General features: G+C 33.8%; 23 protein-coding genes. 6 read left to right on the top strand and 17 right to left on the bottom strand.

The genetic code is table 11. The features are described 5' to 3' along the window. Positions 1-91 precede the first annotated feature (91 nt). From EKL99_RS13700 to EKL99_RS13730, 7 genes are all read right to left on the bottom strand, one after another. On the bottom strand, positions 92-1,015 hold the full coding sequence (locus tag EKL99_RS13700; RefSeq protein WP_126562024.1) for a HipA domain-containing protein: 924 nt from the start codon (positions 1,013-1,015) through the stop codon (positions 92-94). After that, positions 1,008-1,322: a HipA N-terminal domain-containing protein gene (locus tag EKL99_RS13705; protein ID WP_126463299.1), complete on the bottom strand. Its 315-nt coding sequence runs from the start codon at positions 1,320-1,322 to the stop codon at positions 1,008-1,010. Before EKL99_RS13705 ends, EKL99_RS13700 begins: the two co-directional genes overlap by 8 nt. A 2-nt stretch (positions 1,323-1,324) precedes the next feature. Then, complete coding sequence (locus EKL99_RS13710) at positions 1,325-1,534, bottom strand: helix-turn-helix transcriptional regulator (protein WP_126463301.1); 210 nt, start codon at positions 1,532-1,534, stop codon at positions 1,325-1,327. Between the two features lie 610 nt (positions 1,535-2,144). Further along, positions 2,145-3,014 (bottom strand): DUF2911 domain-containing protein, encoded by an 870-nt coding sequence (locus EKL99_RS13715; protein WP_126568678.1) that lies wholly within the window; start codon positions 3,012-3,014, stop codon positions 2,145-2,147. Between the two features lie 47 nt (positions 3,015-3,061). Beyond that, the gene (locus EKL99_RS13720; RefSeq protein WP_126463305.1) at positions 3,062-3,772 is read right to left on the bottom strand and encodes a PepSY domain-containing protein; all 711 of its coding nucleotides are present in this window, start codon (positions 3,770-3,772) and stop codon (positions 3,062-3,064) included. Between the two features lie 353 nt (positions 3,773-4,125). Next, entirely contained in the window at positions 4,126-4,980 is an 855-nt protein-coding gene (locus EKL99_RS13725; protein ID WP_126577140.1) for an EamA family transporter, read from the bottom strand. A gap of 150 nt (positions 4,981-5,130) precedes the next feature. Next, positions 5,131-6,030: an MBL fold metallo-hydrolase gene (locus EKL99_RS13730; protein WP_126568676.1), complete on the bottom strand. Its 900-nt coding sequence runs from the start codon at positions 6,028-6,030 to the stop codon at positions 5,131-5,133. Between the two features lie 175 nt (positions 6,031-6,205). Here EKL99_RS13730 and EKL99_RS13735 point away from each other — a divergent pair, with 175 nt between their 5' ends. Further along, positions 6,206-7,201, top strand: coding sequence for a metal-dependent hydrolase (locus EKL99_RS13735; RefSeq protein WP_126577141.1), 996 nt, complete (start codon positions 6,206-6,208; stop codon positions 7,199-7,201). 19 nt (positions 7,202-7,220) lie between these two features. Here EKL99_RS13735 and EKL99_RS13740 read toward each other — a convergent pair whose 3' ends face one another. The 6 genes from EKL99_RS13740 to EKL99_RS14570 all read right to left on the bottom strand — a co-directional run bounded on the left by EKL99_RS13740 (position 7,221) and on the right by EKL99_RS14570 (position 11,585). Then, positions 7,221-7,814, bottom strand: coding sequence for a 2OG-Fe(II) oxygenase family protein (locus EKL99_RS13740; RefSeq protein ID WP_126463313.1), 594 nt, complete (start codon positions 7,812-7,814; stop codon positions 7,221-7,223). Between the two features lie 212 nt (positions 7,815-8,026). Beyond that, a complete protein-coding gene (locus EKL99_RS13745; protein WP_126463315.1) occupies positions 8,027-9,490 on the bottom strand; it encodes a magnesium chelatase in 1,464 nt (487 codons plus the stop codon). Between the two features lie 84 nt (positions 9,491-9,574). Beyond that, entirely contained in the window at positions 9,575-10,693 is a 1,119-nt protein-coding gene (locus tag EKL99_RS13750) for a VWA domain-containing protein (RefSeq protein ID WP_126463317.1), read from the bottom strand. Positions 10,694-10,782: 89 nt separating this feature from the next. Continuing rightward, complete coding sequence (locus EKL99_RS13755) at positions 10,783-11,163, bottom strand: YchJ family protein (RefSeq protein WP_126562029.1); 381 nt, start codon at positions 11,161-11,163, stop codon at positions 10,783-10,785. A 17-nt stretch (positions 11,164-11,180) separates the two neighbouring features. After that, positions 11,181-11,423 carry a hypothetical protein gene (locus tag EKL99_RS13760; protein ID WP_126463444.1) on the bottom strand — a complete coding sequence of 81 codons (243 nt, stop codon included), beginning with the start codon at positions 11,421-11,423 and terminating at the stop codon, positions 11,181-11,183. 12 nt (positions 11,424-11,435) lie between these two features. Beyond that, positions 11,436-11,585, bottom strand: coding sequence for a hypothetical protein (locus tag EKL99_RS14570; protein ID WP_197037251.1), 150 nt, complete (start codon positions 11,583-11,585; stop codon positions 11,436-11,438). A 380-nt stretch (positions 11,586-11,965) separates the two neighbouring features. On the opposite strand from EKL99_RS14570, the gene EKL99_RS13765 reads away from it, so the two are divergent. Together EKL99_RS13765 and EKL99_RS13770 are read left to right on the top strand one after the other, a co-directional pair. Further along, positions 11,966-14,800 carry a PAS domain S-box protein gene (locus tag EKL99_RS13765; RefSeq protein ID WP_126562031.1) on the top strand — a complete coding sequence of 945 codons (2,835 nt, stop codon included), beginning with the start codon at positions 11,966-11,968 and terminating at the stop codon, positions 14,798-14,800. Next, positions 14,797-15,192, top strand: coding sequence for a response regulator (locus EKL99_RS13770; RefSeq protein WP_126555538.1), 396 nt, complete (start codon positions 14,797-14,799; stop codon positions 15,190-15,192). The genes EKL99_RS13765 and EKL99_RS13770 overlap by 4 nt, the downstream gene beginning before the upstream one ends. A gap of 191 nt (positions 15,193-15,383) precedes the next feature. On the opposite strand, the gene EKL99_RS13775 is transcribed toward EKL99_RS13770, so the two are convergent. Continuing rightward, the gene (locus EKL99_RS13775) at positions 15,384-15,929 is read right to left on the bottom strand and encodes a hypothetical protein (protein WP_126463326.1); all 546 of its coding nucleotides are present in this window, start codon (positions 15,927-15,929) and stop codon (positions 15,384-15,386) included. Between the two features lie 197 nt (positions 15,930-16,126). On the opposite strand from EKL99_RS13775, the gene EKL99_RS13780 reads away from it, so the two are divergent. Then, positions 16,127-17,656: a S10 family peptidase gene (locus EKL99_RS13780; protein ID WP_126577142.1), complete on the top strand. Its 1,530-nt coding sequence runs from the start codon at positions 16,127-16,129 to the stop codon at positions 17,654-17,656. Between the two features lie 129 nt (positions 17,657-17,785). After that, complete coding sequence (locus EKL99_RS13785) at positions 17,786-18,976, top strand: TIGR03862 family flavoprotein (RefSeq protein ID WP_126562033.1); 1,191 nt, start codon at positions 17,786-17,788, stop codon at positions 18,974-18,976. A 6-nt stretch (positions 18,977-18,982) separates the two neighbouring features. On the opposite strand, the gene EKL99_RS13790 is transcribed toward EKL99_RS13785, so the two are convergent. After that, positions 18,983-19,366: a DUF3037 domain-containing protein gene (locus EKL99_RS13790; protein WP_126562034.1), complete on the bottom strand. Its 384-nt coding sequence runs from the start codon at positions 19,364-19,366 to the stop codon at positions 18,983-18,985. Further along, a complete protein-coding gene (locus tag EKL99_RS13795; protein WP_126463334.1) occupies positions 19,344-20,138 on the bottom strand; it encodes a HipA family kinase in 795 nt (264 codons plus the stop codon). The genes EKL99_RS13790 and EKL99_RS13795 overlap by 23 nt, the downstream gene beginning before the upstream one ends. A gap of 481 nt (positions 20,139-20,619) precedes the next feature. Here EKL99_RS13795 and EKL99_RS13800 point away from each other — a divergent pair, with 481 nt between their 5' ends. Then, positions 20,620-21,969: a TlpA disulfide reductase family protein gene (locus EKL99_RS13800; RefSeq protein WP_126577143.1), complete on the top strand. Its 1,350-nt coding sequence runs from the start codon at positions 20,620-20,622 to the stop codon at positions 21,967-21,969. Between the two features lie 26 nt (positions 21,970-21,995). Here EKL99_RS13800 and EKL99_RS13805 read toward each other — a convergent pair whose 3' ends face one another. Further along, the gene (locus EKL99_RS13805) at positions 21,996-22,844 is read right to left on the bottom strand and encodes an NAD(P)H-hydrate dehydratase (protein ID WP_126577144.1); all 849 of its coding nucleotides are present in this window, start codon (positions 22,842-22,844) and stop codon (positions 21,996-21,998) included. Positions 22,845-23,108: the final 264 nt, after the last annotated feature.

A 23,108-nucleotide genomic window follows, 5' to 3' on the forward strand; every position in this document is an offset into this window, starting at 1 on the left:
TACATTTGTTACACTTCAAAAACTACCTGTTAATCAAATTTAATGAATGCGGTGAATAAGTTGCTTATTCACCGCATTTTTGCGGAGATTACTAAAACATCCCTACCCTACTTTCCAACAACTCCAAATACTTCTCTTTCATTCTATCAGTAAGAAAAGAAATTTCAAGCAGCTCCTTCCATTCAGGAGTTGCTTTTTTCATTTGTTCGAGAATACTTGCTATAATTTTTTCGTTGAGTTGTAATCTTTCCTTGCCGTAGTAATCTATAAAATCAGTTGCTCTTAAATTACTTTTTTTTCCTTTCAAAGTTAGAGCAATTTCTTCGTCAGGATTTTTAATCGCTATTGTAGAATTTAGAAAATCATAAATAGGTGTCAGTGTTGTTTTTCCATTTTTGGTAATTAGCGAAAAATTTTTCAAATGCATGTCTTCATTTCCGGTCAGATAGCAAAAAAGAATTCTTTTAAAAAAATCAGCTTTTTCAATTGCGGGAAATGAACAATATTCATCAAGTACAGGAATCAATTTTTCCATCGTAAAACGATACTTTGTGTCTCTTGTATTCCCAGTCAATTGAGCAAAATCTTCTGTTGCGAACTTATTTCCTTTACCGTAGCGGTCAAAACGTTTAATGAAATAAGACAAACTACCATCTTTGCCATATAGCATCCCGTGAAATGGCACTTCTAAACCAAACACTTTCGCCATTCGCATAGTTACATCTTCATTTTCCGGTAATTGTGGAAATAAATCATTTTGTGGCTTAATAATGTACGTTCCAAATTGGTCCACAATTTTAAATTCTTGATCCACTATTGAAATAGCCGCACTAAGCTTTGGTTGCACTCCCTGAATGGATAGCTTTTTAGCTCTATTTGCGGCTTCCTGACGAAGTTCAACAGCTGTATAAGGTAAATCATTTAAATAAGCCAGCTTAGGAGCTATCATGCGTAATCCTTTTTCACTGTACTTATCTGTACCACACAAGTCATACGTAATAGGACATCTATTCATCTTCCATCAATTTAACCGTTACTGCTCCCACTAAATCATTTCCCGTTGCTATCAGTTGAGAGAAGTAATCTTTTTTGTCAATTTTGACAATACGTAGTAATCCCTCTAACATTACACCTTCAGGTAATAGCCCTTCAAAAAACGGTGGAAAAAATGTATAGCTATATTTTTTCTGAGTTGTAGGCATAGTCAATGAAACCGCTTCGCCATCATAATTTTCATCGTACTCAAAATGATAGTCGTTAGCAGCAATTTCCGTTAAAATTCCAGCTCTTTTTCCGTGTGCAAATACAATTGCTCTTCTCATAATTATTTATTTAAAGGACTTTTGAATTCTACTTTAATATTTAGCACTCGGAGTACTGCAAAAAGATTATTCAAACGAACTGTCTCTTTATTTTTTTCAATATCAAAAACAGTGGTCTTGCCTACTCCAGCTAAGTCGGCTAGTTCAAGCTGTGTAAGTCCTGCTTTTTTTCGATGGTCTTTAATTAAAGCACCTAAATCAAAATCATTCATTATATACTGTTTTAGCGGTAAAAATATACAATTTAATAACACGCACGGCTTAAATCATTAAAAAATTTATTATTTTACTGTTATAGCAGTAAAATCATTATTAGGACGTGACATAGCATCTAATTAAAGAAACAAAAGGACGAATTACTGTTAAGGCGGTAAAATTAACTAAAATATAAATGATAAATTTGTATCAGTGTTAGACTTGAATGAAAAGCAACTTAGCTTTGTATATAACAAAATTGAAGAAAAGTTGTCAAAAGCTAAGCGATTCATTTCAATATTTTTTCCATCACAGAAAGAACGTTTTTTATCATAAAAACAAAGTATAGAACTCAGCAGTTTTTGAATGAATAAAAAATACAAATTGTTTTTACTAACACTAAAGATAGTTACTTGATCAAAATCAGTACTCCTTTTGTACACCTCTACCCTTCTAACCCCTTATAAATATAGATAAAATATCTACCATTGAATACATTAGTATGTACATAGCTATAAATGACACCACTATCATAATCGTCAATTTTTTGCACATAGTTAAACTTGATTCTTGTGTATGCTCTTCTGTTGTGTGTTTCATTTTCATAATTTTTGATTTAAAATTAATTTATTTGTTCAATAGTAACTCCATCTCTAAAATTTGTTTTTTGAGTGATTCTACACTTTTCATTTTTTTAAATTCTGCTATAGATAAAGCTTTTTTACCTGCTTCAATTGCACTTGGATAGTCTTTTAATTCCGTTGCTAATTTTTGTCTCAAATTAGGATAATAAAAATTATCTGGATCCAATTTCGCGGCTTCTAAAAGCCAAGCCACTGCTTGTTTGTAATCTCTGTTTGTACTGTAATAATAGTTTGCTGCTTGAAATAATAAATTAGCATCAAGGGTTTTTTCTTTAATGATGTTTTTATCTATTACTGTTAAAATAGTTTCATCTGCTTTACTTTTTAATGGAATTTTAATCATCGAATTTTCCCATATTATTTTTAGAAACCCCTCTCCTTTGCTGTTAATATCATTTATTTCGATTGTAAATGTTTCATAGAAATTAGATATGCTTTCTACAGGAACTGTTAAACGAAAAACATCTTTTTTGGCATCATATCCAGTTTCGCCGTGTAATGTTGTATCTGCATTTACAATTATTGTCCACTCCTTTTTAGAAGGTATTGTGAATATTGAGTAGCTACCCATTTTTAAAGTAGTATTTCCAAATACAATATCTTCGTTAGTAGTTATTAAAGTGCAATCACTAGCGCCAGTTCGCCAAAGTTTTTCAAAAGGCACTAATTTACCAAATATTTTTCTGCCTCTTGCTAGTGGTCTGCTGTAAGAAACTTTAATCATTGTGCTACCCAATTCTTGTTCAAATGATGCAGATGGACTTGCCGAAGTTAGTTTTATTTGAACTTTTTCTTGTGCCGAAATTACTAATGCTTGTAAAATAAAGAAATGTATTAGAATTATTTTTCTCATAGTTTTTGATTTTAAATTGATTTTATGGTTTGTTTTATTATGTTAAATTATTTTTTTATTTTCTTCCAGATTATTCTAACGGTAGGCGAAGAGATATACCAAAGTAAAAAACCACTTAAAACAGTTATTAACCCTAACAATGAAAATAGTCGCAAAACAATATTATTCATATTATCTCGACCTTCATAATCCATGGTATGGGTCATCCATAAAAAGTCAAACCATCGCCAATTTCTATGTCTAATCGTCTGAAAACCTCCGTCATTGACTGAAATATAAACTTTTAAATTATCCGGTTCTTGGTATGAAATAACGTAGGCAGGTAGTAAATGCTCTCTATATTCATGGTGTTTCCCTACTTCTTTAATGAGTTGTATTTCTTTTACTTTTAAACCCGATATAATGTATTTATCTGCAATTGACAATGCTTCTTTTTTAGAGATCCCATTTTTTAATTTTCCAGTTTTCGCATTATAAAGCATCTTCTCATTCACCCAATAAAAAGGTTGATTATTTATTTTCCTTAATTCGATAGATTGAATTGCTATCGAAGGATGAAGAAGTGAAGGACTAATTAAACCTGAAAACGACTCAGCAACAATTCCTTTTTTATGAAATTGCATTCCATGAATGTCATCAATGTTTGACCAACTAAAATATAGTCCACTAATAGTCCACATTAAGAATTGAAGACCCAAAAATATCCCTAAATATCGGTGAGACTTCCTAATCCATTTTGCTTTTTTTCCTTTAATCATTTATCTTGTTATTTATTTATTTATTTTTGAAATTGTTAAATAAACTGAACCAACCTTGAAAATCGCATTAAACTTGCAATTATATAAAACAACATATATTTGAATATTTAGTGCTTAATTTTCTATTCCATTACACCAGTTTCGGACCAATAATTTATTGTATACGGTAAATTATAAAAAAAACAATGATTCTGTAAAATTAAATGCAAAAAATATCACTTTTTTATGCAACCTTGTTTTACGGAATTTTGATTCGACTGTAGATCCGCTTTTAGATCGGATACTTTTGCTTTAAATGCAATCAAAAAAACCAAAAATTGTATATGAAAACTCTTTTAGTTGCAACTTATTCTTTAAATGATCTGCGAGATTACGATTAAAACAATCGCTATTAAAGCTAGAAAAAGTCCAGCAAAATTCATTTTAGTTAGTTTTTCCTTAAAAATAAAAATCCCAACAAGACTTCCCATTACTATTACACCCATGTTCATACCGGCAAAAACCGTTGAAGGATTTTCAGCGAAAGCCTTATGCGCTTTTAGATAGAAGAGTATGTTTCCAAAGTTGAAAACACCTACCATACCACCAAAAATAATATTTTTGAAGTTTAATGAGACTTTAGTTATCATCACGTTATAAATAACAGCGCCAATCATAATAAACAACGCAATTCCAAAAACTACAAATAATGACGTTGTATATGGCAAAGTGGTGTGAAGGGCAATTTGCTTGAAAAGGATGTCTATAATTCCAAATCCTAATAGCACTACTGCAGGATAGATCCATTTATTTTTTGTGTTTTCAGAAGGTTTAGCAAGGATTAGCAACAGCGCTGGAAATGCTGCCAAAAGCGCCGCTATTTTTAGGATAGTAAAATCCTCTTTGAAGACCAGCCAAGCCGCTAAAATAGGAATAAACAAAGATAGCCTTTGAGCAGCATCCGTTTTTACAATCCCTACTTGTTTGATTGAAGCCGCCAAAAAAAGGAAGATTGCTGGCAACAAAACCCCAAGAGAAACATAAATTCCCCAAGGTGCTAAAGTGCCAATATTGGTAAGATTTGGACTGAAGAAAAAATAACAAAGAATAAGCGCAAATACATAATTCCAAGCAACAATTTGAATAGGACTGACTTCATATCCGCGAGCCATTTTAAACAACACTCCCACAGTGACACTGCAAATAATACTTAAAACAAGAAATAGCATAGCGAATTTTTAGAGGGTAAAACTACCATTTATTGTCTTTCCTTTTGCTCTTTTATGAAAGTATTGAAAGTAATATTTCCAGAACAAGAATAGTACGCATCCGGTTTCAGTAGTACAAAAGGAGAATTTAGCCATCAAATTATGGCAATCTTAAATCCTTCCTTGTTCTTTGAGTTTCCAATACCGCAATAAACCATTTACAGACATCCAGCTTGGATTAGCAAACTCATAGGTTTGAATTTCTTCCGCATCGAGTCCTTTGTCCAAAAACTGCTTTCGGGTGTATTCCATAAATTGAGGAACTATACTTTCTGGCGGAGTTTGATTGTCATAAAAAGGTTTGATAAAACTAGCCCAATCATCCAGAACTATTTCTAATCCGGATAGTAATTCATCCGGATTTTTTTGAAAATCAAAATGTGTTAAATACAAGGCTCTGGGCTTTAAATCTTTTAATTTTCTAAGGGATTGTTTCCATAATTCAATATTAATATCCGGGGGAGGACAAGGAGGAACAACGGGACCATCTCCTATTTTTACTCCGGCCACATCCCCAGTAAATATCACATCCTCAATTTGATACGAATTATGATGCACGGCATGACCCGGTGTATACCATACTTTTATTTGAATATCTCCCAAGTCTACAACATCACCGTCCGTAACCCCAATCAATTGTTGCTCTGGGATAGATTCCATTTTCCCCCAAAGAAGCTCCATCTTATCGGTATAGATCATTTTGGCCGAATTCCATAATTTTTCTGGATTAGCTAAATGTGGAATTCCAATGGGGTGTACGTATATTTTAGCGCCATTTTGTGCCAATTTCCATGCTGCTCCGGCATGGTCAAAATGAATGTGCGTCAGGAATACATGCTGAATATCTTTGATCTCATACCCTATCTTCTGGATTCCTTTTTCAAGATACTCCCAAGTAGATTCCGGTCCGGTTTCGATAAGTATCGGACCTTTTTCGGTTTCAATTAAAAAAGCACCAATAGAATGTTTTTCGGATTGAAAGTGTAAATCAATAGTATGAATTTTATACATAGCTTGGTTTATTTATTATGGGACAAGATAGCACATATTTATTTTAAAATCTCTACTGATCAGTATAGTTTTATTTTAAGATACTTTTTCAAGTACAATAAAAAAAAGTGTAATTCACACCAAAAATTTACTACTGGTCATCAAGATATCTATTGATTTCAGCTACTTTTACAGAATGGATTCTTTTACTCAAGTTGCTTTAGGAATTGCCATTGCCGAAGTATGCGCAGGCAAAAAGCTCAAAAATAAAACAATTTTATATGGTTCAATTCTGGGCACAATTCCCGATTTAGATATTGTAGTGGGATTGTTTTTAAATCCTGTAGATGCCATCCTGATTCACCGTGGCATCAGTCATTCTCTTTTTCTTTTTCTATTTTTATCGCCTGTTTTGGGTTGGATTATTTCAAAAATAGAAAGAGATAAAATCAACTTTTTTCAGGCAACTCGTATGGCGTTTTGGTGTTTGTTTACCCATGTGTTATTGGACATGTTCACTTCTTGGGGTACACAAATTTTATGGCCTTTAGACTATAGATTTGCGTTAAAAACCATTTTTGTAATTGACCCGTTGTACACCATTCCACTAATTATTACATTGATTGTGACTTGGAAAACAAAAAACGCAGTACTTCGCAAAAAATATATAATTAGAGGATTATCCATCAGTAGTGCGTATCTCCTTTTGTCCTGTTTTATAAAAGTATATGCCTTGAACCAATTTGAAAAAGCATTAACAAAACAAAAAATTCAGTATTCTGAAATCATCGTAAAACCCACCGCTTTCAACCTCATTTTGTGGAATGCTAACGTAGCCACAGCAAACAATTACGCATTAGGCGACTACTCTCTTTTTGACACGCAACCCATTTTATTTACTGCTTATAGCAAAAATAAATTTCTAGAATCGCAGCTAAAAGGAAATTCAGATTTTGAAAAACTAAAAAAAGCGAGCGAAGGCTGGTATATTATTTCTAATAAAAATAAATCTTTATATTTCAATGATTTGCGCTTTGGACTGTTAAATGACGATTCAAAAAACCCTCAATTTGCTTTCAGCTATCAATTTATTGCAAGCAAAACAGAACTAAAAGCGGTTGAAGTTCCTAAAAACAAAAGGGACGGAAAGCGATTATTTCAAAAAATAGTTACGCGGATAAAGGGAAACTGAGTATTTTTTTTTAGAAATATTAATCACTCTTCAACCATCCCGTAATACTCATTCTGGTATTTTGGGTGACCAAAACTTCATGAACTAATTCGTCACTCTTAAAGAAAACTGTTTTACCTTGAGTTGGGGCTATTTTTTGATTGTTATTAGCTTGATGAATCAGCAACTCACCACCGTCACTTTCTTGCCAATTGCTGTTCAGATAACTGATCATAGAGTATTTTCGGCTGGGATTATTCTTGAATTGATCCAAATGTTTGAGATAAAAATCGCCCGATTCATACAACGAATAATGAAATTCATATCCCGTTATTCCAGCATAACAACTTTCATTCAAATAAATAATAAAAGCTTCTATTTGAGCAAAAAACTCATTTTCGAATGCGTTGTTGTGTTTTTTATCCAACCAATAAATGGAATCGCTTCGTATTGCACCATCATAAGAAACCTTTTCTGCGTTACCAATTCCTGCTTCCGTCAACAGACTATTTTGGTTTAAAACAATCAAATTTTGTTTAAGATTATTAGCTAAATCGGTACTCAAAAAATGTTCGGATATGCCTACCTTATTTTCAATATAAGTAGCAATCAAGGCTTCAAAGCTATTTTCCATGTCTTTCTTTTTGACTGCTTAGACGGTCAATGAGGCAAGGTAGACTAATAAAAATCAGTAACGCCGATAAAGAAATAAATAAATGGGACGCTTATTTTATTCTCTAGAAAAATAACGACAAAAATAGATCAATTTTTAAACAAAAAAGTCATTTAAGGAACTACACAATAGTGATTCCTTAAATGACTTATAGTGTAAAAAACGTATGTTATTTACAATTTACTAATAAAGCTTCCGTAAATATCCTTGAACTGATACCCTTTAGAAAAACGGTCTTTGCTTAGTTTTTTATATTCAACCAATCCCCAAAGAATAAATTCCTTCATGAAAAATTTATCTTCTTTTTCCAGTTGCGGTTGGTATTTTTTGATTAAAATTTCAAGAGGAACAATACTTCCTAATATTCTTTCGTATTCTTCATCAGAACAATCGTCTGATAATTCGAAACCACTTTCGGCAAAAAACCATTCGATGATATCCGTGTAGGCATTTTTGACACCTTCTTTCTCTAATTTTTCGATTTTTGGAAAATATGCAGGGAAAAAAGTATGGATCGCATCGCCCAATAAATGTTGTGCTACAGCGGCGGCTCCCTCCTGCTCTCCTTCGTAAACCAATTCGACTTTTCCGGTAATAGCAGGAATAATTCCCATAAAATCAGACAATCGCAACGTTGTTTTATCTACTCCGGATTTCAAAGCCCTTCTTTCTGCAGTACTTAATAAGTTCTCAAAAGCGGTAATACTCAATCTGGCACTCACCCCACTTTTGTTATCAATATATTCGCTTTCTCTTGCTTCAAAACTGATTTGTTCTAATAAATCTCTCGCTAACGAAGGCACGTAAACCATATTATTTTGTGTGGCGTCCAGCTTTGCTTCCTGCTCTGTAATGGTTCTGGCAATTTTAATGGTTTCCGGGTAATGTGTCAGGATTTGAGAACCTATCCTGTCTTTTAATGGGGTTACAATACTCCCACGATTCGTGTAATCTTCTGGATTTGCTGTAAATACAAATTGCAGATCAAGGGGCATTCTCAATTTGAATCCACGAATCTGGATATCGCCTTCCTGCAAAATATTAAATAGTGCTACTTGGATTCTCGCCTGTAAATCCGGTAATTCGTTGATAACGAAAATACAACGATTCGCTCTTGGAATCATCCCAAAATGGATCACACGATCATCCGCATAGGACAGTTTTAAATTTGCTGCTTTAATTGGATCGACATCTCCAATCAAATCTGCAACGGTTACATCCGGCGTAGCTAATTTTTCGAAAAAACGGTCGCTTCGGTGTAGCCAGGAAATGGGAGTTGCATCGCCTTTAGTTTCAATAATATCTTTGGCAAAACGAGAAATGGGCTGCAACGGATCGTCATTAATCTCGGAACCTGTCACAAACGGAATGTATTCGTCCAACAATTCGATCATTTTGCGCGCCAATCGGGTTTTGGCTTGACCACGAAGCCCTAATAAATTGATGTTGTGACGCGACAAAATAGCACGTTCTAGTTCCGGAATTACGGTATCTTCAAAACCGTGAACACCTTCAAAAGTTGGTTGTCCTGATTTAATTTTATTTCTTAAGTTCGTACGCAACTCATCTTTGATGTTTATACTTTTGTAACCTGATTTTTTTAATTCTCCGAGAGTTTTTATATTTTCTATTTTCATATTGCTTTTAAAATTGTTATTATTGTTAACTGTCAATTTGTTCTTGACTGCGCTCGAACTGACAACTGAGACTGTGACTAATTACTATTTTATTCTCTTTTTACGATTGGTTTCATAATCCTCAAAAATCATTTCACCCAGTCCTTTTAATCCGGTATAAAATGCTTTTCCTTGATTTGATTCGGTGAATTTATTGACGAATTTTTGCAAATACGGATCATTCGCAATCATAAATGTGGTGATTGGAATGTGTAGTTTTCGGGCTTGCTGCGCCTGATTGTAGCATTTATCCACAATATATTCGTCGAGTCCGTTACTGTTCATATAATAGGAACCGTCTTTTTCGCGGACACAACTTGGCTTCCCATCGGTAATCATGAAAATTTGCTTGTTGGTGTTTCGTTTCCTGCGCAGAATATCCATGGCTAGTTGTAAACCGGCAACTGTATTGGTGTGGTAAGGACCCACTTTTAAATACGGTAGATCCCGAATTGCAATGGTCCAAGCGTCGTTTCCAAAAACCAGAATATCTAAAGTATCTTTTGGATAACGTGTCGTAATCAATTCAGCAAGAGCCATTGCTACTTTCTTGGCGGGAGTAATTCTATCTTCACCGTACAAAATCATACTGTGGCTGATGTCGATCATCAAAACAGTACTCATCTGTGATTTATATTGCGTTTCTTCGACAACTAAATCATTTTCGGTCAACATAAAATCTGCTACTCCGTTATTGATTTGGGCATTGCGTAAACTTTCGGTCAAGGAAATTCGTTCGAGTCCGTCACCAAAATGAAATTCCCGAAATTCCCCGGTATGTTCGTCACCGTTTCCGGAATGTTTAGTCTTGTGATTGCCGCTTCCGGAGCGTTTCAGATTACCAAAAATATTGTCCAAGGCTTGTTGCCGAATGGCACGCTCCGTCTTGGCAGTAATACCAATTCCAGCAGTTCCATCCTCTTTAAGTTCATCGCGGATGTATCCTTTTTTCTTTAAATCTTCAATAAAATCATCAATACTGTAGTGTTCATCAGTGAGTTTATATTCTTTGTCCAATTCCCGTAACCAGTCGATTGCTTCATCAAAATCTCCTGAAGTATGTGTAATTAATTCTTTGAAAATACCAAAGAGCTTATCAAACGGAGACTGAAAGGGGGCTTCGTATTGCTTGAAATAAAAACCTTTTTTAGTGTCATTTTTCATAGCCAATAAAATTACACCAATAAAAAATGTATGCTATACAAACATTTATTAATTTTTAGTTAAAAACGATAAAATCCAAAAAAAGCTACCTAAAAAAATTGTCCGTCCACATAAAACCAACATCCATTTTCAAGTTTGAAAGTAGAAAATTCATGATGAATTTGTTTATGAAGTTTGGTGTCTAAAAAATGAGCTTTGAATTCTACCGTGTTCTCTGTGGATTCTATAATTTCCAATTGCTGCCATTTATTTGAGGTGGCCCAATTTAGAATTTCAAATTTAGAATACTGCTTTCTCACCGTAATATGGGTCGTGGCTAACAAATAATCTACTTGATGCGTTGCATAAGCTGAATATCTGGAACGCATTAAAGACTCCGCAGTAGTCGCTTTTTTTACTCCATTAATAATGGGTTCACAACAATCCTGGAAATTTTTATCAAAACCGCAATAACATTTATTTTTGATCATTCTTTGATAAAATTCGTCTAAATGGATTCGGTTGCCTGTCCATTTAACCCTACTATTTTTTGATGCAACTGGTTCAACAAGACTTGATAGCGGCTTATCTCCATTAGGTCTTCATCCTCTTCGGCAAAATCCAGGAGTTCATCTAATTGCTCGCTAACTTCTGCTAATTTAGTATTGGCTTCCCGGGCATTTTTTTTAGCAATAAAATCTATTATTTGCTGAACGCCACTTTTTACTTCGCTAAATTTATTTTTTTCCATGATGTAGTTACATTATTTTTCTGAAGCCTTATCTTCATTAAATTTTTTAGTGATTTGCTTTAGTTTTTCCTTGCGCAGCATTTCAGCTTGTTTTAATTTATCCTGCGCTTTGTGCAACTTATCGTTGTGTTTTTTAATATTTCTTTCGTTATTTCTACTCATGCTCTTGCGCTCTAAATTATCAAATGTTGAATCAATTTTTCGATTCAAAAACTACTGCAAAGTTCGGTTTAATTATTGAAATTAAAATTGTTTTTAGTTTGATAGTGCTTCTTTTAATTGTCAACAGGCTACTTTACGCTTTAAATTTTCAAATGGGCTTTGAAATATCTTCTCCGTAGTGTACTTTTTTTTTGCGAAAATCATTTTTTTTTGATATCAAAGATTATGAGGCATATACTGTAAATACACTAAAAAATATATAAAACACAAAAATTGATACTGCAACTAAATCCAAAAAAAAAATATACTTTAATCTTTATTTTTTATATATTTATTTTTTTAATGATATTGCCCCAAAAACCTACTAAAAATACTACATAATGTCTAAAAAAAAACATAATAAATTCATCCGATGGTTTATAGACAAGCCCAGGACAATGGGCTTCATGACATTTCTCATTTTAAGTTGTCTCACTGGTTTCATCGTTTGGCAGCAATACCAACTAATAAAAGAAGATGAACAACGCGAAATGAATACTATTCTTCATTTTGTTCGTCAAAACATTCATCAATCGCTTAAAAACTGTTACACTTCAACGTTAACATTAGCACTGACCATCAATGACAAAGGTGTTCCTGAAAATTTTGATTCCGTAAGTAAAAAACTGATTGAAACAAATACCAACATCAGTGCAATTTTGCTGATTCCTAATGGAATAATTAAGTACATCTATCCTTTAAAAGGAAATGAAGCATCCTTAGAATTAAATGTTTTAACAGCACCCCATCAAAAAAAGGAATCTTTAAAATCTATAAAAACCCAAAAAATGTATTTTGACGGGCCTTTGAAATTAAAACAAGGCGGAATGGGAATTATAGGACGGTTTCCAGTATTTGAAAACAATAAATTTTGGGGATTTTCAGCCATTATCATTACATTAGAAACTTTTTTAGAAACTTCAGGGATAACAGATATTGATGATTCTAAATATTACTTCCAGTTTTCAAAATTTGATAATGAAAAAGAAATTTTCTATTTGCCCATTAGAACTGAATTTTCAAAAAATTATACTATTTCAACTTCTATTCCGGATGGCAACTGGAAATTATATCTGATATCAAAACACGAGAATTACCTCTATCCTCAAATTTTAATTCCTGGAATTATTGGTGTGTTTTTTGCTGCGCTTTTTGGTGTTTTACTATTTATAGTGCTGAAAATACCAAAAGAATTGCTGTCTCTTGTAAATACTCAGGCCATAAAATTATTGAATTCTGAAATAAAATTTGAAGCCATATTTGATCAGGCACCTGTAGGAATAGCGCACATAAATTCCTTAACCGGTAATTTTATTGAAATCAATAACCAATATTGCCAATTATTAGGATATTCTGAAAAGGAAATGAAACACTTAAATTTCCAATCAGTAACGCACCCCGATGATTTAGAACAAGATTTAATAAAACTTGAAAAACTCCGGAATGGTGAAATTACTGAGTATTCAGTGGAAAAACGGTATTTTACAAAATCTGGTACTATTCTTTGGGTCAATCTTACGGTATCAGCACTCTATAAAAAAAATAAAATAGCATCCACTAATATCGCTATTATAGAGGATATTTCAATAAAAAAAGAAGCGGAGCAATTAATCAAAAAAAGTGAAGACCGGTTCAAAAGCCTTTTTCTGGACTCTCCATTACCTCTTAGAGAAGAGGATTTTTTAGATGTTAAAAAATATCTGGAGGAATTAAATTTGTTTGGAGAAAACAAAGAAAAGGTAACAGAATATTTCAACAATAATCCCGCAGTTGTTGACAAATGTCATTCTTTAATTAAAGTTATCAATGTTAACAAAGCTAACTTGTTGCTTTATAAGGTTTCCTCATTAGAGGAATTAATAAGTATTAAAGGAGAATTGTTTAATATGAAGTCCAGAGAAGATTTCATAAAAAATTTGGTCTCAATTACTCAATATAACAAACAATTTATTATTGAAACCGTAATAAAAGATTCAGAAGGCAAATTACGGGACATTAACTTAAGATGGAATGTTATTCGTGGTTATGAAAAAACATTTGAACGAATCATTGTTTCCACACAAGACATTACTGATCGTAAATACTCTGAAAAAATAATTATAGATTCCCAACAAAGAATTAAATCGCTGATCAATACCATTGACGGAATTGTTTGGGAATGCGGTGTTACTGATCTTACTTTTAAATTCATTAGTCAGAAAGTTGAAAACATATTAGGTTATACCCCTGAAGAATGGCTTAAAAGCCCTACTTTTTGGAGTGACCATCTCTATTTAGAAGATAGTGAATGGGTTCAGAATTATTGTACTATACAAATAAATGACAAGGCAGACCTTGATTTTGAGTATCGGATGGTTGCCAAAAATGGGGATGTAGTTTGGCTGCGTGACATCGCAAATGTTGTCATTGAAAATGGTAAAGTAGCAAGATTACAAGGCATTATGATTGATATTACTAAAACAAAAGAAGCTGAAAAAGAGTTGAAATCATCCTTTACTCTTGTTACGGAACAAAATAAAAGATTGCTGAATTTTTCCTATATCGTTTCTCATAACTTAAGATCACATACTAGCAATATTACTTCAATTATAGGATTAATCACCTCCTCAGAATCCGAAGAAGAAAGAGCAGAAATGATGGAGCTTTTAAAAACAGTCTCTAGTTCGCTGAACGAAACCATGTTACACCTGAATGAAGTCGTAAACATAAGCACAAATATTGGTTTAGTATCCGAACCTTTGAACCTAAAACAGTACATTCAGATAACACAAAATGTACTTTCGGAACAAATTATGGCCCATGAAGTCACTATTATTTCAGCCATTTCAGATCAAATAATGATAAATTATAATCCGGCTTATCTGGAAAGCATACTTTATAATATTATTTCAAATTCTATTCGTTACAGACATCCCTCGCGAAAACCCATCATAAAAATTACTTTGGTTATAGAAAACGAGATGAAAGTCCTTCAAATTTCGGATAACGGCATTGGGATTGATCTGGTTAAAAATGCCGATAAAATTTTTGGAATGTACAAGACCTTTACCCCTAATTCTGATTCAAAAGGAATTGGATTGTTTATTACTAAAAATAAAATTGATGCTATGGGAGGAAATATCACCGTGGAAAGTGAACCCGATATTGGAACAACATTTAAAATCTATATTCAATGACAAAAAAAGCAATCTGGATAGTCGATGATGATGCCATTTACCAAATTATCGTAAATAAAATAATTCAAAGGTCCGAAATATTTTCGAGGGTTTCATCATTCAAAAATGGAAAAGAAGCAATTGACCATCTTCATATTGCTGTAGAAAATAATGCTGCACTTCCGGATATCATTTTATTGGATATTAATATGCCAATAATGGACGGCTGGGAATTTATGGAAGAAATGGGACTTATAAAACCTTTATTTGATAAACAAATCATTGTGTATATCGTGAGTTCCTCCATTGCAGTTGAAGATAAAAACAAATCTAAATCATATGAAAATATTCTGGGATACCTGTCTAAACCTATCACTACTAATGATTTATTATTGATTTCTTTATGTGATTAAAAACACGAAGCAGTCTATTAAGTAAGTCGAAAGTTTAAAAGTCGTAAAGTCAAAAGAATTAACTTTAAGTAAAACGACTTTAAATCAGATTGTTACATAATTTTATCCTGATTTTAAAACACGACATTATACCATGGTTATTACTTAAAAGGCGAAAAATCAATATTTTTCAGATGATTCCGTGGCTGGCATCAAATAAATTCTTTTTTTATTTCCTCTAACGTTTTAGTGGTAAAAATTAATTGATTGATAATTTTCTCTCTCAAAAGATCAATATCGTCGCAATCAAAATAGTTAGCCCACGAAGTCAGATTGAATAAATTCCGGATCTGCTTGATGCGTTTAGTGGTTTCAAAACTGGTTCTCAAGATCGCTTTTTTATCATACTTTGGATTATTTCTGTGTTGGTAATTGACTGTTTTCTTTAGATAATTTGCTTCTAAATAATAGAGTTCTTCTATAGCATTATCTGGATAAAAACGATCCCAAGAAGCATAACCCAATTTAATTTTAGAAATTGTTTCTGGTTCTAAAGGTTCTAATCGCCATTTGCTATTAGCTAATCGTCCCCAATGATTGGACAACCGATACATTCCCGTTTTAGTATAATAATATTTACTGCCCGATTTGCTGTCATACTGAATTTTCAATCCATTTATAGCATCAATAGAAATTTCATCAAATACGCAGAAAGTATTTTTGAAAGAATTAGGGTTGGGACGAAAAATTTTATCCATGATGCAAAGGTAATCAGAAAATCAGGGCAAACACAACAGTTATTTGATTCCTATTCCAGGTGCTTGAATGACAGGTCAAACGCATTAAAATCACAATTTTGCATTCTTTTATAGATGCTCCAATAAAAAACAATACATTAGTGAAATTAAATTTTATCAAAAAATTGTTGTTAAAAACACCTCAAACCGATCTCTTTATGAAAAAAACAGTACTATCGTTGCTCTTAGTTGGATTTTTTACGACAATGCATGCCCAACCATCAAAAACACCAGCAGCTACTCCTGCTCCAAAAGAAGAATATTCAGCTGCAAATCTTATTTTCAATCCGGATTCGCAGGTCATAACAGAACACAGCACAACTATCAAAGGTCAAAAAGTGCCTTACAAAGCCACCACTGGGACGATGCCGGTTTGGGATGAGGATGGAAAAGCAATTGCCGGATTATTTTACACGTATTATGAGCGTTCTGATGTAAAAGATCGTGCTGCCCGCCCTTTAGTCATCTCCTTTAATGGCGGTCCAGGTTCCGCTTCGGTTTGGATGCAGATTGCCTATACGGGTCCCACTTTAATTAATATTGATGATGAAGGCTATCCGTTACAGCCTTATGGAATCAAGGAAAATCCATATTCGATATTGGATGTTGCCGATATTGTTTTTGTAAATCCTGTTAATACCGCCTATTCAAGAGCGACAAGTAAAGAAATACCAACCACTAAATTCTTTGGTGTAAATGCCGACATTAAATACCTTGCTGATTGGATTAATGGATTTGTATCCCGAACCAATCGTTGGGCTTCACCCAAATATCTCATTGGTGAAAGTTATGGTACTACGCGTGTTTCCGGATTGGCACTAGAATTACAAAACAGTGAATGGATGTATTTGAACGGCGTTATTTTAGTATCGCCAACTGAATTGGGAATCACTCGTGGAGTCGCTTCTGAAGCTGCACTGAAACTGCCTTATTTTGCTGCTACGGCTTGGTTCCATAAAAAATTACCTGCTGATTTACAGAACAAAGATTTAACGGATATGCTGCCTGAAGTAGAAGAATTTACCATAAATGAACTGCTTCCCGCAATGAGCAAAGGAGGCGCATTGGACGATCAAAAAAGAAAAGAAATGGCATCCAAAATTGCGCGCTATTCCGGACTTTCGGAAAAAGTGGTTTTACAAAATAATTTAGATGTTCCCTATGATTATTTCTGGAAAGAATTGTTGCGCGATCAAGGATTTACCGTAGGAAGATTAGATTCTCGTTACAAAGGAATTGACCGTAAAACCGCTGGTGACAGTCCTGATTTTAATGCCGAACTTACTTCTTGGCTCCACTCCTTTACTCCTGCCATCAATATGTACTTGCGCAATAATTTGAATTACAAAACCGATTTCAAATACAATATGTTTGGTTCTGTGCGGCCTTGGGATGATTCCAATGATAAAACTGGAGAAAACCTGAGACAAGCCATGGCTCAAAATCCGTATTTGCATGTAATGGTTCAGTCCGGCTATTATGACGGGGCTTGTGATTATTTCAATTCAAAATACAACATGTGGCAAATGGATCCAAGCGGAAGACTAAAAGATCGAATGTCCTGGAAAGGTTACAGAAGCGGGCACATGATGTATTTGAGAAAAGTAGATTTAGAAACTGCCAACGAGGATATCAGACAATTTATAAAACAATCCTTGCCGAAAGCCGGAGAGTCGGCAAAATATTAGTGGATAAAAAATTTCTAAAAAGGCTGTTCAAAATTATTTTGAACAGCCTTTTTTATTTTTTACATATACATTGGCTAATATAAAATACGTAACGGCATTTATGGGTAAAACAAAACCTATTTTTGTGACGTGAAAAAATCAGTTTCAATTATTGGAGGAGGACCCGCAGCACTTATACTGGCTGCATTATTGGATTGTGAGAAATTCAAGGTTACAGTCTACGAAAAAAACAAAACACTGGGAAGGAAATTTTTGGTGGCCGGAAAAGGGGGATTTAACCTCACCCATTCGGAACCCATTGCTGAATTGATTGCACGCTATACACCACCTCATTTTTTGAAAAAAGCATTGCTTGATTTTGATAATGAAGACTTTAGACAGTGGATAGATACCATCGGTATCCCAACCTATATTGGCAGTAGCAAACGAGTATATCCTGAAAGTGGCATCAAACCCATAACAGTACTCAACGCAATTCTGGATGTTTTGACTAAGCAAGGTGTCGCTATTCAATACCAACACACTTGGACGGGCTGGAGGAACAAAGATGACATCGTTTTCAATACAGATACAGCAATAAAATCCGACTATACCATTTTTGCCTTGGGCGGTGGTAGCTGGAAGATCACCGGTTCTGATGGTGCCTGGCTAGATTTATTTGAAAGGGAAAATATTCCTATCGTTGCTTTTCAATCTTCGAATTGTGCGTATCGGGTGAACTGGCCGGAAGATTTCATCTTGGAACATGAAGGCAGTCCGCTTAAAAATATTGCGATTAGCTGTTTGAATAAAAGACAAAAAGGCGAAGCGGTTATCACACGTTTCGGTTTAGAAGGAAATGCTATTTATGCACTTAGTCCATACATTCGGGAAGAATTGGAAAGCCAACAAAAAGCTACAATTTTCCTAGATCTCAAACCAACCTTATGTCATGAAGATTTGCTTGACAAAATTAGAAAATCAACTTTTAAAAAGACTAGCGAAACATTACAGAAAGAAGTAAAATTGAGTCCCGCTCAAATTGGACTTTTGAAAAAATACCTTTCGAAAGAAATCTACTTGAATCCAGAATTATTGGCTCAAAATATTAAAAAATTAAGCCTCGAAATTACCGGTGCTGCGTTATTGAACGATGCGATATCAACGACAGGCGGTATCCAACTGAATGCTGTGGACGAAAATTTTCAACTAAAAGATAAAAAAAGTAATTATTGCATTGGTGAAATGCTCGACTGGGATGCACCTACCGGAGGCTATCTCTTGCAAGCTTGTTTTAGTATGGGAATGCACCTCGCGCGCCACTTAAACAGTCTTTCTTAGATTTTATTACAATACCATTTCTTCAAACAAGCGTTGTGTTGTTTGTTCCAAATCATCACACAATCCTGGATGTGGTCTTGAGGTTTGAATGGCGGAACTGCGAAGTGCTGTCAACCAACGGAAACGCGATGGAATATCAAATTGTCCTATTGGCCCTCCTGATTTTTCGCCATGCGCTACTTTGGCAAATGCCAGTATATTTAAATGCAATTGTTCTATATCCAAATCATCCGAAAAAACTTGGAGTTTGGATTCATTTACTGCATACAAAACCTTGATGAATTTTGCTTTTTTACAAAAAAGAATAATACCCACATTGAGGAATTCTTCGCGTTCTACCCTTGGCACAACCCGGATTACGGCATACTCATATAAGTGCTTTTCTTGCATTTTGTGCTTCGTTTATAAAAATTTCGGAATGGTTCAAACGTGTTATTAAAAACTGAAAATAGACTTCCCGAATTGCATCCGGAGTTTCATCGGTATCTTCCCAATGGAGCCATACTTCCGGAATCAGATTCACGATATTTTGCAATACATCGTCTGTCATTATTTTTTTGAATGCTACATCCGTTTCTATTAATAAAGAAGCCTGAGGCAACAAAACATGGTCTTTAATCAGTGCAAAAGGACTTTGTGCTTGCTTTTCCCAATTGGTCCACGAATGATGAAAATAAAGACTTGCGCCGTGATCGATCAACCATAATTCTTTATGCCAGATCAACATATTGGTGTTTCTAAAGGTTCTGTCCACATTGGTGATAAAAGCATCTAACCAAACAATTTGGGAAGCTAGTTTTGGGTTAACCAACGTGACAACAGGATCAAAATTTATGGCTCCCGATAAATAATGCAAGGCTAAATTCAGACCCTGACTCCCTTGAAGCAAGTCCTGAATTTCTTCGTCGGCTTCACTGCGGCCAAAAGCTTCGTCGAGATTTGCAAAAACGAGTTCCGGCATTTTCAAGTTTAATACACGAGCAATTTCTCCACCGATTAATTCGGCAATTAAGGCTTTTACGCCATGTCCAGCACCTTTGAATTTCAAGACATATTTAAAATCATCATCGGCTTCAGCGAGCGCAGGCAAAGAACCGCCTTCCCGCAGCGGAGTGATGTATCGCGTAACATTTACGGTTCTAAGATGGGGTGTTTTTTCCATAATCGAATTGGATAAAGCTATTTTGCTTGGATACAAACTTACAAATAAGTAGAAGAATTTAGTATCTATTTTGCAGAATGATTGCTAACAATCTGGCTTCTACTCCAGGAAAAATCTCATGAAGAATATTTTCATCACTAAACTATATTGATAATAAATTGAACAAATGAGCTATTCATAAAAAAAATTACCGGAAACTACAATGAGATTCCTCCCTCGTCTGAATGACAAAAGGAAAAGGAATAAAATAAAATGGTCAAAGACAAAATACTACTCCAATTTTTCTAAACTCAAAAAAGCTTTCCCAATATTTATAATACGATAAGAAGCAATTTAAGACTGGTTCCCCGTTTATTATAAAACACTATTCGTATCTAAATTTAAAAAAGAAAACAATCCCTTTTTATTTAATTATCAAAGAATTAGATACTAATTTTTAAGAAATAGTTTATATTTGAGTAATTATTAAAAATAAACCGCAATGAAAAAAGTTATTTATCTATTGCTAATTTTAGTTTTAGCCTCATTTACAACTTCAAAAGAGCTAATACCAATTTCCGGGAAAATAACCAATACCGCGAGCGATACTATCAGTATAAAAGGAGAATTATTTAAAAAAAAAATCATATTAAAAGCTGATGGTAGTTTTTCAGAAAACATAAGTATTCCACATGATGGAATTTATACCCTTGAAACTGGTAAAAACAGTATGCCAATTTATTTATCAAAAGAGACTAATCTAATGCTACTCGCTGATGATAATGTTTTTAATACAAGTTTAAAATATAAAGGCAAAGGTAGTATCGAGAATCAATATATAATTGAAAAATTAAAGATAACCTCTCAAATTTCAGATGAAGAATTGTATAAATTGGATGAAAAGGAGTTCTTGAAGAAAGTGAATGAAATTAAAACTTCTATTTTCGCCTTGTACAATACAACTAAATTTTCTAGCGCTTATTTCAAAGAAAAAGAAGTTGCTAATATTAATTATTTAGAGCAAAAACACTTGTTATTTTATGAAAAGTACCATAATTTCTACGCCCATTTAAAAGAATTTTACGTTTCCGATGAATTCCCAAAATTTGATGAAAAAATAGATTTAGATAATGATGCTGATTTTATATTTTCTACTGAATACCAAAAACTAGCTAGGTTAAAATTCTTTACTAATATCAAATTTGACGGAACTGAGATTGATTTTATTAAAGCTAAAATCATTAATATTAAAGCTCTCAAAAGTCAAAACCTTAAGAATTTCATCATTCATAACTCCATTTATGACGTAAATATTGATAATGCCAATTATGAAAAAATATACCAAGAATATCTTTTCATTACAAATGATCCGAAATTAAAAGAGAGCCTAACTGCAATTTATCATAATATATTAGCGACTCAACCTCACAAAGCATCTCCAAAATTTAATTACGAAAACCAAAAAGGTGGAAAAACGTCTTTAGAAAGTCTAAAAGGGAAATATGTTTACATAGATGTTTGGGCAACGTGGTGTGGACCTTGTCTCAAGGAAGCACCATTTTTGGAAAAAGTGGAAAAACAATATCAAGATAAAAACATAGTTTTTATAAGTATTTCGGTCGATAATATTAAAGATCGAAAAAAATGGAGCGATCTTGTAAATCAAAAACAATTAGGAGGAATTCAATTATTAGCCGATATGGACTTCAATTCTGAATTTATTAAAGGTTATGGCATTAAGGAAATTCCCAGATTCATTCTTATTGATCCAAATGGTAAAATTGAAAATTCAGATGCTCCAAAACCATCTGACACCAAACTGATTGATTTGTTTAACGAATTGAAAATATAATTTTTTTGAAACCTTTATAAAAAGTCTTATTCTGTAATACTCAAAAAAGCTTTCCCAATATTCGCAATCACATCTGAAGCGATAAAAGACTGATAACCGGTTTCTGGCAAAGCAATAGCAGCGGTTAATCCGTGTAGATACACGCCTAGAATTGCAGCGCTTGTAGGTTCATAGGATTGTGCCAATAAACTGGTTATCATACCTGTCAAAACATCGCCTGTTCCGGCGGTTGCAAGCGCAGCATTTCCGGTGGTATTTTCATAGACAATTTCGCCATCTATGATTCGGGTGGCTGCGCCTTTCATTACGATTATACTATGGTATTGTTTAGAGAAGGAGATTGCTTTACTTATTTTCTCTTCTTCGGAATCCCATTTTCCAATTAATCGTTCCAGTTCTTTGGGATGTGGCGTTAAGATTGTTTTGGGCGGTACTAAAGAAAACCATTCTTTGTTTTGGGATAAAATATTCAGTGCATCGGCATCGATCACTAAAGGCGTTTTATTTGTTTTTAAAAACTGATGCAGCGCATTTTGGGTTTCTACGGCCTGACCCAATCCAGGACCAATTCCGATGGCTTGTGGTGTAATGTCGAAAGTAATATTGGAAATTGATTTCTCCTGATTGTCAGTTAAAACCATGACTTCTGGGATTGAAATTTGTAAAATATCGTACCCACATTTCGGAATGAAAACGGTAACTAATCCGCAGCCGGTTTTCAAAGCCGCTTTAGAGGATAAGCTCACTGCTCCTATTTTGCCGTAACTTCCGCCAATGATTAAAGCGTGTCCTTGAATACCTTTGTGGGTATGTTTGTCTGGTTGTTTGAAGCGTTTTAGAATTTCTTTTTGGTCAATATAAATAGGATTCGTCATGGAAATTTATTTGTTTAAAATTACGAATTTAATAGGATACAAATTCGTTATTTGAACCGAAATTCCCTAGCCCTGATTATAACGGAAATCCTTATTATACGCCTTTTTGGCGAATAATAAGATTGCAGTGAAAAGCAGGAAATAGCTCCTAAAAAAACTTATGATAAATGATATGGTACGTGTTGTTCCGAAAACGTTTGAAACTTTAAACTTTGCTTCGCTCCGCCTTTGTCACCCGAAATAAAATCAATAAATTAGCAAAAT

Origin of the sequence: Flavobacterium sp. ZB4P23 (assembly GCF_003970375.1) — a bacterium.
Classification (GTDB): domain Bacteria; phylum Bacteroidota; class Bacteroidia; order Flavobacteriales; family Flavobacteriaceae; genus Flavobacterium.